The organism is Herbiconiux sp. FW305-C-125, from assembly GCF_058783455.1.
Map to the genome: position 1 here is coordinate 87,324 of NZ_JBYSYO010000007.1, position 14,721 is coordinate 102,044.

Below are 14,721 nucleotides of genomic sequence, written 5' to 3' on the forward strand. Positions count from 1 at the left end.
ATGCAGCCGCCCGCATGCGTCAGACGGCGCGCTCACGACTCCCAGGGCTTGACCGTGACGGGAGCCGGATCGAACTCGACGTGCAGCCGCGCGTCGACCTCGGGCACGAATCCGGCGGCGTGCTGCACCGACAGCACCGTGCCGTCCTCGAGCGCCACCGCGGTGCGACGGAACGCGCCCAGGAAGCTCGTCGACACCACGTCGACCGGCACTCCGGTCGCGGCGAACCGGATGTCCTCCGGCCGAACGAACACGATCGCCTCACCGTCCGGGGTGGCCGGGTCGAGCAGCGGCAGCCGAACGCCGCAGAACTCGGCCCACCCGCCCTCGACCGTGGCACGCAGCCGGTTGCTGAGGCCCACGAACTCGGCCACGAAGGGCGTGGTCGCGCGCGCGTAGAGGTCCTCGGGTGCGCCGATCTGCTCGATCGTGCCCGCTCGCATCACGGCGACCCGGTCGGCGACCGCGAGCGCCTCCTCCTGGTCGTGCGTGACGAACAGGGTGGTGATCCCGAAGTCCTGCTGGATGCGCCGGATCTCGTCGCGCAGCTGAACCCGCACCCGCGCATCCAGCGCCGACAGCGGTTCGTCCAGGAGCAGCACGCGCGGCTCGGTGACGAGTGCACGGGCCAGGGCGACCCGTTGCTGCTGGCCGCCGGACAGCTCGTGCGCGTAGCGGCCGCCGAAGGAGCCGAGACCCACCATCTCGAGCGCGTTGCCGGCGCGGAGGCGACGTTCGTCACCGTCGACCTTGCGCATCCGGAGCCCGAACTCGACGTTGGCGAGGGCCGTCAGGTGCGGGAACAGCGAGTACGACTGGAACACCATGCCGATGTCGCGTTTGCGCGCGGGCAGCCGCGAGACATCCGCGTCGTCGATCAGCACGGTGCCGCTGGTGGCGGCCTCCAGCCCCGCGAGCACGCGCAGCGCCGTCGTCTTGCCGCAGCCCGACGGCCCGAGCAGGGCCACGAATTCGCCGGGCTCGATCGCGAGGTCGATGCCGTCGAGGCCGCGGTGGCCGCCCGCGAACTCCTTCACGATCGAGCGGAGTTCGACCCGCGAACCCGGCGAGCGGGGTTCAGCGGGCGCGGGAGCGGGGCGGGAGATCGAGAGCGTCATGCCGAGGCCTTCTTCGAACGGTGGGAGGAGTGCGGCCGGCCGCCGATGCGCCCGATCGCGATGAGCAGCACGAAGGCGAACGCCAGCGCGAGCAGAGCGAAGATGACGGCGACGAAGGGATCGGCCTTGTTCACCACCACGAGCGCGGTCTGCAGGTTCACCCGGTTCAGCAGCGCGGCGATGGTGAACTCGCCGAGCACGACCGCCACCGAGATGAAGGAGGCGGCGAGGAGCCCGCGCCGGAGGTTCGGCACGATGACCCGGAACAGGATGGTCAGCCAGCCGGCGCCGAGCGAGCGCGCGGCTTCGCTGAGCGTCACCACGTCGACCGCGGCGAGGTTGGTCTGGATGGCGCGGTACGCGTAGGGCAGCACGATGACGCCGTAGGCGAAGGCGAGCGTCCAGACGCCGCTCCCGAACAGGCGGGCGATCACCGAGTACACCGGCGCGAGCCCGACCACGAGCACGATCGCGGGGATGGTGATGGGCACGAGGCACACGAACTCGAGCATCCGCTGCAGCTTCGGGAACTGGATGCGCACCAGCACCATCGTGGGCACGAGGAGCACGAGCATCACGGCCACCGTCACCACCGCGAGCAGCAACGAGTTGCCGAGCCCGGTGAAGATCGGCTTGTACTCGGGGCCGAGGCCGCCGCTGAACACCGCGATCCAGCGGCTGAGGTCGTAGCCGCCGCCGAGACCCTTGCGCAGGGTGAACTCGATCATGGCGACGACGGGGACGAGGAAGAGCAGCCCGATGACGCCGATGATGATCCAGCGGGTGCGGCGGCCGGGGCCCGGATGCACGTCCGCCACGATCCGGCTCATCGCTGCCACCGCGCGGCCCGCCGCATGAGCGCCGAGTAGGCCGACATGACGATCACCATCACCACGATCATCCCGAGCGCGAGCGACCCGGCGAGGTTCTCCTGGCCGAGCACGGTCTCGCTGGTGAGGGCGCCACGGATCTGCAGCGGCACGATCTGCGAGCCCTGACTGGTGAGCGCCGCGGCCGTGGCGAACGAGGAGAACGCGTTGGCGAACAGGAGCAGCAGGCAGCCGACGAAGGAGGGCAGCAGCACGGGCACGCCGATGTGCCGCCAGTAGCTCAGGGTGGAGCCGCCGAGCATGGCGTTCGCCTCGGCCCACTGCGGCTTCAGGCTCTCGAGCGCCGGCGCGAAGGTGATGATCATGAGCGGCACCTGGAAGTAGATGTAGGGCAGGATGAGGCCCGGCGTGTCGTAGAGCCACACGCCGTCGGCGAAGATGTCGATGCCGAGGCTGTCGCGGAGGAACACCGTGATCATGCCCTGGATGCCGATCGTCGCGACGAACGCGAACGCGAGCATCACGCCGCCGAACTGGGCGAGCACGCCGCTGGCCGCGTCGACCACGGCGCGGAGGGCGCCGGTGGGAGCCGCGCCGATCATGGCGTAGCAGAACAGGGCCCCGATCAGGGCGCCGACCACCGCGGTGAGGGTGGAGAGCCAGAGCGAGTTGCCGAACGCGCTCAGCACCACCGGGTTGCCGAGCGCGGTGAGGTTCGACCAGGTGAACGCGCCGTCCCCGTCGAGGAACCCGGTGGCCAAGGCGATGACGGTGGGGAGACCGAGGAAGAGCAGGATGTAGGCCGCGAACGGAACCAGTCCGAGAACGCTGCCCGGCACCCGGAGGCGCCGACGAGGGGTGCTGCCGGTGGCGGCCACCGCCGCGGGCATCCGCGCCGGCGGGGTCGCAGGGACGACCGTCGAGGTGATCGTGTCAGTCATCGGTCGTCCCTGCGCTCATTCTGCTGCCGCCCTACTGGACGGCCGCAGCCCACTTCTGACCGAGCAGAGCGGATGCGGTCGCCGCCTGGTCGGCATCCGGCACGACGGTCTCGCCGTCGACCTCGGGCAGGGCCGCGAACAGCTCCTTGTCGATGGTGCCGGCCTCGGCCATCGCGTCGGCGCGCACCGGGCGGGCACCGCCGGCCAGCCACAGGTTCTGGGCGTCGTCGCTGTAGAGGAACTCCTGCCAGAGGCGGGCGGCCGCGGGGTGCGGGGCATCCTTGTTCACGGCCTGGTTGTAGTACCCGGCGTAGCCGTCGCCCGGGAGGATGGTGACCTTCCAGTTGCGCTGCCCCTCGAGGTCTTTGCCGTAGCCGACGTTGAGGTAGTCCCAATCGAAGACGACCGGGGTCTCGCCTGACGCGATGGTGGCGGGGGTCGGGTCGATCTTCACGAAGTTGCCGGCCTTGTTGAGCTCGGCGAAGAAGTCGATGCCGGGCTGGAAGTCGTCGACTCCCCCGCCGTTCTGCACCGCGGCCATGCCGACCGCGGCGAAGGCGGCACCGGCCTGGGTGGGGTCGCCGTTGATGGCGACCTTGCCCTTGAAGTCGGCGCCGAGCAGGTCGTCGAGGCTCTTCGGCTCGGGCACGGCGTCGGGGTCGTAGCCGATGGCCATGTACCCGCCGTAGTCGCCGACCCAGAGGCCGCTCTGCTCCTTCAAGGCGTCGGGGATGTCGGCCCAGGTGGCCACCTGGTAGGGCGCGAACTGGTCGGTGTTGGCGAGGGCGACCGCGGCGCCGACGTCGAACACGTCGGGCGCGGTGTCCTGCCCGTCGAGGTTCTTCGCGGCCTGGATCTCCTCGGCGCTCGAGGCATCCGGGGTGGCCTCGTTGATCGTGATCTCGGGGTACTTCTCGGCGAAGGCGTCGAGAATGGCGCCGTAGTTGGCCCAGTCGCGCGGCAGCGCGATGACGTTGAGCGCGCCTTCCGCCTTCGCGGCTTCCTCGAGGCCGGCGAGGCCGCCGAAGGCGTCGAGGCTGGTGGCGGTGGCGGCGTCGGTTCCGCTGTCGGTCGAGCCGGCCTCGGCGCTGGCCGAGCATCCGCTCAGGCCGACGGCGAGGGCTGCGGCGACGGCGAGGCCGACCTTCGCGATGCGCTTCGTGAACAAGTGTTCCTCCAGGGTGACGGGGTTCGCGGCCCCAGGCCGCCCGCGCTGTGTGCGTGCTGTTCTCTGCCGGGAAGGGCCGACGTTCTGGAGGTTAGGGCCGGCAGTCGTCGAGGCGTGGTCGCCGCTGTGAACCCCGGATGAACGGCGGATGTCGGAGGCTGTCGATAGGGTCGTATCCGATGGTCGAGTCGATTTCACCCGCATTGGCGCGCCGAGTCGCTTTGGCCGCGCAGGGCTTCGGCGCCGCCCGGCAGGTGGTGCCGGGCACGCGCCAGTTCGGCGTGCTGCTGCGTCGGCTGGGGTTGCTGCAGATCGATTCCGTGAACGTCTACGAACGAAGTCACTACCAGCCAGTGTTCGCGCGCCTCGGCGCGTACGACAAGGCGCTGCTCGACAAGCTCACCTACGGTCGTGCGGTCACCGAGTACTGGGCGCACGAGGCATCCTTCCTCCCGATGGAGACGCTGCCGCTACTCGCGTGGCGAAAAGACGACTACCGCGCCTACTACGCCTCGCACCCCGACTCGTGGGGCGCCTCGAATCCCGAGACCATGGCGTGGTTGCTCGCAGAGCTCCAGGCGAAAGGGCCGCTCCGGGCGAGCGACATCGAGCACGAGTCGAACAAGCGGCAGGGGCCGTGGTGGGGCTGGTCCGACGTGAAGCGGGGGCTCGAGACGCTGTTCCGGCAGGGGGATGTGGTGTCGGCGGGGCGAATCCGGTTCGAGCGGGCGTATGCGCTGCCGGAGCAGGTGCTGCCCTCGGCGGTGCTCAACGCCTCGGTGCCGCGGGCGGATGCGGTGCGCGAACTCGTGGCCATCTCGGCGCGCGCGCACGGCATCGGCACGGCGAAAGACCTGGCCGACTACTTCCGGTTGAAGCAGGGCGACGTGCAGCCGGCGATCGCGGAGCTGGTCTCGTCCGGCGAGCTGCTGCCGGTGACGGTGCCGGCTGGGGGCGCCCGGCGTGGCTCCACCGCGACGCACGGCTGCCACGACGGATGGCGGCGGCGGCGCTGCTGTCGCCGTTCGATCCGGTGGTCTGGGAGCGCGACCGGGCGCTGCGGATGTTCGACTTCCACTACCGCATCGAGATCTACACGCCCCAGCCCAAGCGGGTCTACGGCTACTACGTGCTGCCGGTGCTGCTCGACGACTGCATCCCGGCCCGGCTCGACCTCAAGAGCGACCGGCAGGCGGGGGTGCTGCGGGTGCAGGCGGCGTGGGCCGAGCCCTCACTCGTCCCCGACGACGTCCCGCGCATCGCCGCCCTCCTTCGCGACGCCGCCGCCTGGCAGGGCCTCGGCCCCGTCGAGGTCATGCCCCGGGGCACCCTGGCCCCCGCCCTGGCCGCCGAACTCGCAAGCGACTGATCGGCGATCCCACTCAGCCATGAACCTCGTGGTTGGCTCGGCCGACGCACCCCGCCGTCTGCCAGTCGTAGACAGCACCACCGTTCTCGCCGTTCAGCGCCAGCGACCCGGCAGGCTGGTCAGCCAATGGCAGCGAGTTGACCCATGGGTCTTCAGCTCGACGCTCGTCGGTCAGCAACCAATAGGGCGCCACACCGTAGCTGGGGTAGCCTGCCTCCGCCATGCAGGCACGGATATGCGTCTCGACCGCCCAGGACTCGCGCCCCGCTGCCTGCTCCTCGTCACTCCAATCATCGGGCATGTCGAGCGTCGTGGGATCGGCGAAGTCCGACTCCTCGAAGCGTGGGAGGCGCGGAGAGAAGTCGAGCGGCCCAGGACTCTCGCGGCCCACTGAGACGAGGGCGCGATCGAAGCACACCATCGCGCTGTTCCTGAACCACTGGAACGGGCGCTGGAAGTGAGTCGACCAGTCGGCCGGCGGCGGCCCGTCGACAACGTTTCCCGCCTCATCCAGCGATTGCTCCCAGACCGGAATGTACCGGTAGTCGATTCCGCGAGCGAGCTGGCAGGCCCGCGTGCTTTGCTGAACTGTGACCCACTCCCGTGCCACTGCCTTGTCCGCCTCGGGCCAGTTCACGGGGATCTCGATCGTGACCGGGTTCGGGTCGCCGACCGGGGCGGGTGGCCAGCTCGCATCCTTCGGCGCGACGGGCTCGTGTCGCTCAGGTGGGCCACCGAGGTTTCCGCCGTCGGTGGACTCTTTACTCACGCTGGCGCAGCTGCTGACCCCGATAGCTACCGCCACAATCGTCGCGGCCACCGCGCCGGTTCGCCACAAACCCTTCATCGCCCATCCCATCTCGCATTCGTAGATGAGCAATTCTCACACATGGGTGCGAAGGCAGCTAGAACGCGCCGCCCATTTCGTGGAGGCGACGGACGCGGTCGGGGATGGGCGGGTGGGTGGAGAAGAGCTTGTCGATGATGCCGGGCTTGTTCGGGTCGGCGATCCACATGTGCGACATCGATGTGGCCTGGCGCTGCATCGGCCGGCCGTAGGCGGCCAGCTTCTCGAGTGCGGAGGCGAGGGCGTCGGGGTGGCGCGTCGTCATGGCACCGGTCGCATCCGCGAGGTACTCGCGCTGCCGGGACACGGCCAGCTGCACCACCGTCGCCACGAGCGGCGCCACGATGATGGCGGCGAGACCGAACACCAGCACGATCGGGTTCTGGTTGTTGTTGTTGCGGCCGAAGAACGCCATCCGCAGGAACATGTCGGCGATGAACCCCACGGCCACCACGAGGCCGAACACGATCATCGACACCCGGATGTCGTAGTTGCGCACGTGCCCGATCTCGTGGGCCATGACGCCCTCGAGTTCCGCGTCGTCCATGATGTCGAGGAGACCGGTTGTCGCCGCCACGACCGCGTGCTGCGGGTCCCGCCCCGTCGCGAACGCGTTGGGCGCCGGGTCGTTGATGATGTAGACCTTCGGCATCGGCGTGCCCGTGGTGATCGACAGGTTCTCGACCACGCGCCACAGCCGCGGATTGTCGCGCTTCTGGATCTCGCGCGCCCCGCTCATCACGAGCGCCTGCCCGCTGGCGGCGAAGTACTGGATGAGCGCGTACCCGATCGAGACCACCACCGTGATGATGACGATCGACAGGTTGCCGTAGATGACGCTCGCCAGATACCCGAGGCCGCCGATGATGAGGAGGAACAGCGCGATGATGAAGACGGTGTTGCGCTTGTTCTTGGCTATCGCTGAGTACATGGACCCGTCAGCGGGCTAGAACTGCACGCGCGGCGGCTCAGCGATGGCCGCGACGTCGGAGACCTCGAAGAACTCGCGCTCGGTGAAACCGAGGTTGCGCGCGAACAGCGTGTTCGGGAACACCTTGATCTTGGTGTTGAGCTCCCGCACCCCGCCGTTGTAGAACCGGCGCGAGGCCTGCACCTTGTCTTCGGTGTCGACGATCTCGGCCTGCAGCTGCAGGAAGTTCTGGCTCGCCTGCAGCTGGGGGTAGGCCTCCGCGACCGCGAAGATCGACTTCAGGGCCTGCTGCATGTGGTTCTCGGCGACGGATGCCTGGGCCGGCCCCTGCGCCGACAGCGTCTCGGCCCGGGCCTTGGTGACGTTCTCGAACACCGCCTTCTCGTGCGCGGCGTAGCCCTTCACCGACTCGATGAGGTTCGGCAGCAGATCGGCACGCCGCTTCAGCTGAACGGTGATGTCGCTCCAGGCCTCGTCGACCCGCACGTTCAGCGTGACGAGCGAGTTGTACGTCGCCCAGAGGTAGATACCGATGATCGCGAGGATCACGACGACGATGATTACCGGGATGAGCCATTCCATGCGACCACTATAACGAGCGGAACCCAGCTCCTCAGCGGGATCGAGGCGGCCTCCCAGCTTTCAGGGGCAAACTACGCGCCCGCGCTCAGCCCACCCCGCGCTCAGCCCACACCGGGCGGGAGGTCACGGCCGGCGACCCAGCGCGCGAGCCGGCGCAGCAGTTCGCGGTGCGGCTCGCTGTCGTAGGAGCGGGTGTCGTGCCCCAGCCCGTCATAGGCGACCCGGGCGGCACCGAGCCGGCGCAGCCACACCAGCGGTTCGCGCACGCCATCTTCGGTGTGCTCCGCGAGCACCACGCGATCGCCGATCGGTTGCAGGCGGCTGTACCGCTCGTCGGCGACGGTGAAGTCGCCGATCCCCACGGTGAGCGGATGCTCGGCCACCTCCACGAGGGCCGCCTCCTCGAACGGCGGATGCATCGAGGCCTCCGGAATCCAGATCCCGCCGATCGCCTGCCCCCAGGCAGGGTAGTCGCGGAGCGACGCCGCGGCGGAGTGCAGCGCCAGCACACCGGTTCCGTGCCCCAGTGCGCGGTCCAGGCCCGCGATCGACGCCGCCGGCGCGCCGAACGACCGCTCCCCCTGCCCCCACGGGTCGCCCGCCAGCACCACGAGCAGGTCGGCGTCGTCGAGCCGCGTCATCGCCGCGTCGACATCCGTCTCGACCCGCACCACCCAGTCGTCGCTCTCGAGGAGTTCGCGCATCCGCTCGCCCACCTCGTCGTACGGATGCCACGGGTCGGCGTACCGCCCGTGCCCCACGGCCAGCACGGCTCGGCGCCCAGCGGTGATGAGCGGTTCTGCGAGATCGCCTTCGGTACGCATGGCTACGATCGTATGGTCCTTCCGGTGTGAACGCGATCAGCGGGATTCGGTGACGAGCCGGAGCCAGCGGTAGGAGTCCTTCGGCGTACGGGTGAAGTCGGCGAAGTCGACGTGCACCAGCCCGAACCGCTGGGTGTAGCCCGCGGCCCACTCGAAGTTGTCGAGCAGCGACCACACGTAGTAGCCGCGGAGGTCGATGGCGCCCGCCGCACCGCCGCCCGACGTCGCCGTGAGGACGGCATCGAGGTGGCTCGCCAGGTAGTCGATACGGGAGCCGTCGTGCACCTGCCGCTCCCCCGTCGCAGGGTCGAACTCCACCGCGTCGGGGAAGCTCGCCCCGTTCTCGGTGATGAACACGGGCGGGAGCACCGAGCCGTACCGCGTCGCCAGCTCGTCGAGCGCCGTGCCGAAGAACTCCGGGGCGATCGGCCACCCGAACCCCGTGCTGGGGTACTCCGGCCAGGCGGCGAGGTGGAACGGCAACGACGCCATCGCGGCCGACGCGCCATCGGGGGTCGAGGCGGCGCCGGAGCCCGCCGCGATCCGCGTCGGGGCGTAATAATTGAGGCCGTAGAAGTCGAGCGGCTGCCCGATCAGCTGCAGGTCGGCGGCCGAGACCTCGCCGAGCGCCGAGAACAACGCCTCGAATCCCTCCGGCACGGTGGGATAGCTGCCGAGCAGCACGGGGTCGGCGAAGATGCGGTTGTGCAGCACGTCGAAGAGTTCTGCGAAGGCGACGTCGGCCTCGGCGTCGGTCGCCGGCACCACCGGCGAGTGCACGTTCACGATGCCGACACCGCCCGTCACCCCGGCGGCGCGCAGGGCCTGCACGGCGATGCCGTGGCCGAGCAGCAGGTGGTGGGCAGCGGGCAGCGCGTTGAACAGGCGCGTCGCTCCCGGGGCGTGCACGCCGAGCGCGTAGCCCTCTAGCGTGACGGTGGCCGGCTCGTTGATCGTGGCCCAGGAACCGATCCGGTCGCCGAAGCGCTCCCCCATGAGGTGCGCGAAGTCCCCGAAGCGCTGTGCCGTGTCGCGGGCGAACCAGCCGCCCTCGAGGGCATTCGGGGTGTCCCAGTGGAACAGCGTCGCGAGGTTCGTGAGACCCGCGGCGTCCAGCCGGTCGAGCAGCCGCTCGTAGAAGTCCACGCCCGCCTGCCGGAGCGCCCCCTTGCCCTCGGGCTGCAGGCGCGGCCAGGCGAACGAGAAGCGGTAGGAGTCGATGCCGAGCGTACGCAGCAGTTCCACGTCCTCGTCGACCCGGTGGAAGTGGTCGGTGGCCCGGTCGGCCGTCGACCCGTCCAGGATGCGGCCCGGTTGCGTCGTGAACGCGTCCCACACCGACTCGCCGCGGCCGCCCTCCTGGGTGGCGCCCTCGATCTGGAAGGCGCTCGTGGCGGCGCCCAGCACGAACCCGGCGGGCAGCCGGGAGCCGAGGTCGCGGGCGAGCTCGCGGCGCTCCTCGGGCGTGGGTGCGGGCATCCTCAGGCCCCCAGCACGCGGTCGAGGTAGGCGTTGCCGAAGGTGCGCTCGGGGTCGAGCCGGTCGCGCAGCGCCACGAAGTCGCCGTGTCTCGGGTACAGCACCGCCAGGTCGGCGGCGTCGCGCGTGTGCAGTTTGCCCCAGTGCGGGCGCCCCTGGTGCTCGGTCATGATCTCCTCCACCGCCTCGAAGTACTCCGTGTGATTCTCGCGGAAGTAGCGGTGCACCGCGATGTACCCGCTCGCCCGCCCGGACGCGGTCGACAGCCACAACTCGTCGGCCTGCGCGAAGCGCACCTCCACCGGGAACGAGATGCGCCAGCCGCGCTCCCGGATGAGCTGGTCGATGCGGCCTAGCACCACCGGCACGTCGGCGGCGGGCAGCGCGTATTCCATCTCGCGGAACCGCACGGTGCGTTTCGTGGTGAACACCCGGTGCGAGTGGTCCGAGAACTCGCGGTTCGACCACAGCTTGTCGGCGAGCGCGTTGACCCCCGGCACGAGCGCGGGCACCATGGCGCCGGCGGCGCAGGTCACCCGGTACACGCCGTTGGCCATCAGCGTGTCGTCGACGAAGGCACGCAGCGCCGGCAGCGGGCGGCGGGCGGCGGATGCGTCGGCGCGCGTGTTCGTCTTCGTGACGGCGGTGCGCGTGCCGGGGAACCAGTAGAACTCGAAGTGATCGTTGTCGCCGACGTGCGCATCCAGCCGCTCCAGCACACCGTCGAGCGGGAGCGGGCGCTCCACGGCCTCGAGCACGAACGCCGGCACGCACTGCAGGGTCACCTCGACGATGATGCCCAGGGCCCCGAGGCCGAGCGCGGCCGCGGGGAGCAGCTCGGCGTTCTCGCTCTCGTCGATGTGCAGCAGTTCGCCGTCGGCGGTCACGAGCGTGAGGCCGGTGACCTGCGTCGAGATGCCGCCGAACTGCGCGCCCGTGCCGTGGGTGCCGGTGGAGATGGCGCCGCTGATCGACTGCCGGTCGATGTCGCCCATGTTCGCCATGGCCAACCCGTGCGGCCGGAGCAACCGCGGCAGGTCGAACAGGCGCGTGCCGCCGAGCAGCGTGACCCGCTGCCGCTCACGGTCGACCGAGACGATGCCGGTGAGTTCGTCCAGTTCGAGCAGCACCCCGGTCGCCACCGCGATGCCGGTGAAGCTGTGGCCGGCGCCGACCGCCTTCACCCGGAGTCCGGCGCGTGCTGCACCGCGCACCGCTCGCTGCACCGCCCCGATGCTGTCGGGGCGTTCGATGCGCACCGGCTTCACCGATTCGGTGCGCGCCCAGTTGCGCCAGGTGCCGTTCAACGCCGTCACAGGAACGCCTTCCCCTCGCCGCGGTAGCTCGGCACCACGGCCACGACCTGTCCACCGTCGACCACGCAGAACTCGTTGACGTGCTCGGCGAGCTCGCCCGACTTGGTGTGCCGCAGCCACACCCGGTCGCCGAGCTTCAGCCCGGCAGCGCCCCGGCCGGAGAGCGGGGTCTGCACCTCCCCCGCCATCTCCCGTGGCTGCATCCGTGTGGCCTTGGGCCAGACCACTTCGGGCAGGCGGTCGGGGGCGGGCGGGCCGGATGCGATCCAGCCGCCGCCGAGGAGGGTCGCCATGTCACGCCGGGGCTTGCGCACGACGGGCAACGCGAACGCGGCTGCGGGCGCGGGTGTGAAGCGCGAGTAGGTGTCGAAGAGGTGGCCGCCGAACAGGCCGCTGCCGGCGGCGATCTCGGTGACGGACGGGTCGGCGCTCGTCGACTCGAGGGAGCCCGTGCCGCCGCCGTTCACGAACTCGAGCTCGGCGATGCGGCGCACCGCCGCCACGACGGCACCCCGGCGCTCGGCGAGTTCGGCGGCGGAGCGTGACTGCATCCAGTCGATCACCCGGCCCTGGCCGACGCCCCGTACGAGCCCGCCGCGCGGACGGTTGCCGACCCCGGCGATCTGCGATTCGTACGCCATCATCCCCACCAGGGCGAAGCCACGGCGGGCCACCACCTCCCGCGCGAGAGCGGTGGCATCCGCCACGGTCGCGATCGGCGACCGCCACACGCCGAGCCGCCCGAGGCCGGGCGCGGTGTACGCGGCGTCGAGTTCGATGGCGACGCGGATGCGCGGGCGGGCGCCCGGTGCGACCGCCTGGTCGATCAGGTCGAGGTGGGCGACCGAATCGATCATGAGCGTCACCCGGCTCGCGGCGCGCTCGTCGGCGGCGAGGGCGCGGACGGCGCTGCGATCGACGGTCGGGTACCCCACCACGACGTCGTCCACCGTCTCGGCGAGCCAGAGCGCCTCGGGCAGCGTGTAGGCGAGCACCCCGGCGTACCCCGGGAGCGCGAGCACCGCATCCTGAACCGCGCGCACCCGGATCGACTTGCTGGCCACGCGGATCGGCGTGCCGCCGGCGCGCCGGAGCATCGACTGCGCGTTGTGGCGGAGCGCCTCGAGGCCGATCACCGCGACCGGCGGCTCCCGGTCGGCGGTGGCTTCGGTGAGGCCGCGCCAGTAGCGCTGCTCGTCGCGCCACGGGCGGGGCGCACTGGCGGCGACGGTCTCGTCGGCGGCGAGGGTGAGGGGCAGGGTCATCGAACACTCCTGACACGAGAGACGGCGAAGGCGCCCGCGAACCCGAACAGGGCCGAGAGCAGGAAGAGGCCGGGGAAACCGCCGAGCCACGACACGATCGCGGCACCGAGCAGCGGCGCGACGGCCTGGGGCACGGCGGTCGCGATGTTCATGATGCCGAGGTCCTTGCCCCGGGACGCCGGGTCGGGCAGCACCTGGGTGGCGAGGGCCTGGTCGACCGAGAGGAAGCACCCGTAGCCGAGACCGAGGAGGGCGGCACCCACCATCGTCACCGTGAGCTCGGGCACGAAGGCGAGCAGCAGCGCCGCGACCGCCTGGAGCACGGCGGCGACCAGCACGAAGACCCGGCGGCGCCCGAGGCGGTCCGAGAGCGCGCCGGCGGCGATCGAGGCCACCACGACGAAGATCGTGTAGATGACGATGAGCACCAGCAGGTCGTCTTCGGCATGGGCGTCGTTCAGGCCGAACATGAGGAAGTAGAGCAGCAGGGTCGTGCCGAGCGCGTTGCCGATGTTCACGAGGATGCGGCTCGAGAGCGTCCAGCCGAAATCCGGATGGTCGCGCGGGCTCACCCACATGCCCTCGACCAGCGCCTGAACGGTGAACGGCGGGCGTTCGGCGGGGCGCAGTCGGGCATCCGGCATCCAGAGGCAGAACGGGGCCACCAGCACGACGAGGAGCACGGCGACGGCGGTGTAGCCGAGGAACTGGCCGGTGAACAGCGTGGTCGCGAGCAGCACCCCGAGGATGAGGCCGACGGCTTGCGGCGCCGAGATCCAGCTCGAGACGAAACCGCGCTGGTTCACCGGCACCTGGTCGGAGATGGCGGCGGTGAGCGCGGCGGAGAGCACGCAGAAGCCGATGATGGCGAGCGTCCACCACACGCCGATGCCGACGAGGCCGCTCTGGAAGCCCAGGGCGAACAGCGCGAGGGCGAACAGGAGGGCGCCGCCGGCGATCCACGGGCGGCGGCGGCCGAAGCGCGAGGTGGTGCGGTCGGAGAGGGCGCCGGTGAGCGGGAAGGTGATGAGTGCGAAGACGCCGGCGATGGCCGAGATGACGCCGAAGGCCACGACGCTGTCGGTCCAGCTCGCGGCGTCGTGCAGCTGCTCCTCGACCTGGAGGGGCAGCAGCAGCTGAACCGGGGTGAGCTGCGCCATCCAGATGCCGAGCCAGGCGGCGCCGAACAGGGCGATCCAGGCACCGCCGACCCGGCGCACCGGTTCGGCGAGCGGCGCGGGGGCGGTGTCTTCGCGGTCGGCGGTCATGGTGCCTCCGTGGTGGTGGGCGGGGTCGGGGTGGGTGGGGCGGGTGGGGCGGCTTCGGCGGGCGGGGCGGCTTCGGCGGGTGGGGCGGCTTGGGTGGTCGGGGCGGGTGGGGCGGCCTCGGCGGGTGGGGCGGCTTCGGCTGCCAGGGCGCGGGCGGCGAAGGCGATGGTGCGGGCAGCGCGGGCGTCGTCGCCGTCGGCGAGCCAGGCGAGCGTGATGCCGTCGGTGAGGGCGACCAGGTCGGCGGCGAGTTCGTCGAGCGGACGCCGCCACGTGCATCCGGTGCGCGTCGCGGCTTCCTGCAGCGACGCGGCCGCCAGGCCGCGGTAGCGCTCGTACTGCCGCTCGGCGACGCCCGCCATGCTCGTGGTGCGCAACGCGTACTGGGTCAGCTCGAACATCGCGCGCTCGCGCAACGGGTTCGCCCGCACCTCGTCGAAGTAGCGCGCCAGGCCCCGCTCGAGCAGGTGCCGGAGGGCCGTGAGCGCGGCATGCTCGCCCGGGGCGACGGCGGCAGCAGGCGAACCCTTCACCGGCTCGGCGTCCCGCAGGTCGAGCACCACTTCCTGCTGGTGCACGACGACGTCGACGAGCTGGGCCAGCAGGTCTTCACGGGACTCGAAGGCGTAGTGGAAGCTCGCGAGCTTCATGCCCGCCTCGTCGACGATCGCACGGGTGGTCGCGCCGCTCACCCCGGCGCGGGAGATCACTTCGAAGGCGGCGGCGAGGAGGCGAGCACGACGCTCGGCCACGGGCATGTGCGCCATGAGCCCCTCCCTCCGT

The 14,721-nt window shown here is 70.8% G+C and carries 14 protein-coding genes and 1 pseudogene; 1 reads left to right on the top strand and 14 read right to left on the bottom strand.

All coding sequences use genetic code 11. The annotated features are described in order from the left end of the window. Nucleotides 1–32 precede the first annotated feature (32 nt). The 5 genes from AC3WLB_RS17095 to AC3WLB_RS17115 form a co-directional block, all read right to left on the bottom strand. The gene (locus tag AC3WLB_RS17095; protein WP_492508006.1) at nt 33–1,118 is read right to left on the bottom strand and encodes an ABC transporter ATP-binding protein; all 1,086 of its coding nucleotides are present in this window, start codon (nt 1,116–1,118) and stop codon (nt 33–35) included. Then, on the bottom strand, nt 1,115–1,948 hold the full coding sequence (locus AC3WLB_RS17100; protein WP_492508008.1) for an ABC transporter permease: 834 nt from the start codon (nt 1,946–1,948) through the stop codon (nt 1,115–1,117). Before AC3WLB_RS17100 ends, AC3WLB_RS17095 begins: the two co-directional genes overlap by 4 nt. Beyond that, nucleotides 1,945–2,889 (bottom strand): ABC transporter permease, encoded by a 945-nt coding sequence (locus AC3WLB_RS17105; RefSeq protein WP_492508010.1) that lies wholly within the window; start codon nt 2,887–2,889, stop codon nt 1,945–1,947. Before AC3WLB_RS17105 ends, AC3WLB_RS17100 begins: the two co-directional genes overlap by 4 nt. A 31-nt stretch (nt 2,890–2,920) precedes the next feature. Further along, nucleotides 2,921–4,057: an ABC transporter substrate-binding protein gene (locus tag AC3WLB_RS17110; RefSeq protein WP_492508012.1), complete on the bottom strand. Its 1,137-nt coding sequence runs from the start codon at nt 4,055–4,057 to the stop codon at nt 2,921–2,923. Nucleotides 4,058–4,251: 194 nt separating this feature from the next. Beyond that, nucleotides 4,252–4,494, bottom strand: coding sequence for a hypothetical protein (locus AC3WLB_RS17115; protein WP_492508202.1), 243 nt, complete (start codon nt 4,492–4,494; stop codon nt 4,252–4,254). Between AC3WLB_RS17115 and AC3WLB_RS17120 the strand changes: the two are divergent. Then, nucleotides 4,378–5,426 (top strand): annotated as a pseudogene (locus AC3WLB_RS17120) (winged helix-turn-helix domain-containing protein). The gene AC3WLB_RS17115 and the pseudogene AC3WLB_RS17120 overlap by 117 nt on opposite strands. 13 nt (nt 5,427–5,439) lie before the next feature. Here AC3WLB_RS17120 and AC3WLB_RS17125 read toward each other — a convergent pair. The 9 genes from AC3WLB_RS17125 to AC3WLB_RS17165 form a co-directional block, all read right to left on the bottom strand. After that, nucleotides 5,440–6,306, bottom strand: a complete 867-nt coding sequence (locus AC3WLB_RS17125; RefSeq protein WP_492508014.1) for a hypothetical protein — start codon at nt 6,304–6,306, stop codon at nt 5,440–5,442. 25 nt (nt 6,307–6,331) lie between these two features. Continuing rightward, the gene (locus tag AC3WLB_RS17130; protein WP_492508016.1) at nt 6,332–7,204 is read right to left on the bottom strand and encodes a M48 family metalloprotease; all 873 of its coding nucleotides are present in this window, start codon (nt 7,202–7,204) and stop codon (nt 6,332–6,334) included. Between the two features lie 15 nt (nt 7,205–7,219). Next, nucleotides 7,220–7,786: a LemA family protein gene (locus AC3WLB_RS17135; protein ID WP_022896782.1), complete on the bottom strand. Its 567-nt coding sequence runs from the start codon at nt 7,784–7,786 to the stop codon at nt 7,220–7,222. Between the two features lie 101 nt (nt 7,787–7,887). Then, nucleotides 7,888–8,610: a ThuA domain-containing protein gene (locus tag AC3WLB_RS17140; protein WP_492508018.1), complete on the bottom strand. Its 723-nt coding sequence runs from the start codon at nt 8,608–8,610 to the stop codon at nt 7,888–7,890. A 36-nt stretch (nt 8,611–8,646) separates the two neighbouring features. Next, a complete protein-coding gene (locus AC3WLB_RS17145; RefSeq protein ID WP_492508020.1) occupies nt 8,647–10,089 on the bottom strand; it encodes a GH1 family beta-glucosidase in 1,443 nt (480 codons plus the stop codon). Between the two features lie 2 nt (nt 10,090–10,091). After that, nucleotides 10,092–11,405, bottom strand: coding sequence for a D-arabinono-1,4-lactone oxidase (locus tag AC3WLB_RS17150; protein WP_492508022.1), 1,314 nt, complete (start codon nt 11,403–11,405; stop codon nt 10,092–10,094). Further along, complete coding sequence (locus tag AC3WLB_RS17155; protein WP_492508024.1) at nt 11,402–12,670, bottom strand: alanine racemase; 1,269 nt, start codon at nt 12,668–12,670, stop codon at nt 11,402–11,404. Before AC3WLB_RS17155 ends, AC3WLB_RS17150 begins: the two co-directional genes overlap by 4 nt. Next, nucleotides 12,667–13,938: an MFS transporter gene (locus AC3WLB_RS17160; RefSeq protein WP_492508026.1), complete on the bottom strand. Its 1,272-nt coding sequence runs from the start codon at nt 13,936–13,938 to the stop codon at nt 12,667–12,669. Before AC3WLB_RS17160 ends, AC3WLB_RS17155 begins: the two co-directional genes overlap by 4 nt. Beyond that, the gene (locus tag AC3WLB_RS17165; RefSeq protein WP_492508028.1) at nt 13,935–14,705 is read right to left on the bottom strand and encodes a TetR/AcrR family transcriptional regulator; all 771 of its coding nucleotides are present in this window, start codon (nt 14,703–14,705) and stop codon (nt 13,935–13,937) included. Before AC3WLB_RS17165 ends, AC3WLB_RS17160 begins: the two co-directional genes overlap by 4 nt. Nucleotides 14,706–14,721: the final 16 nt, after the last annotated feature.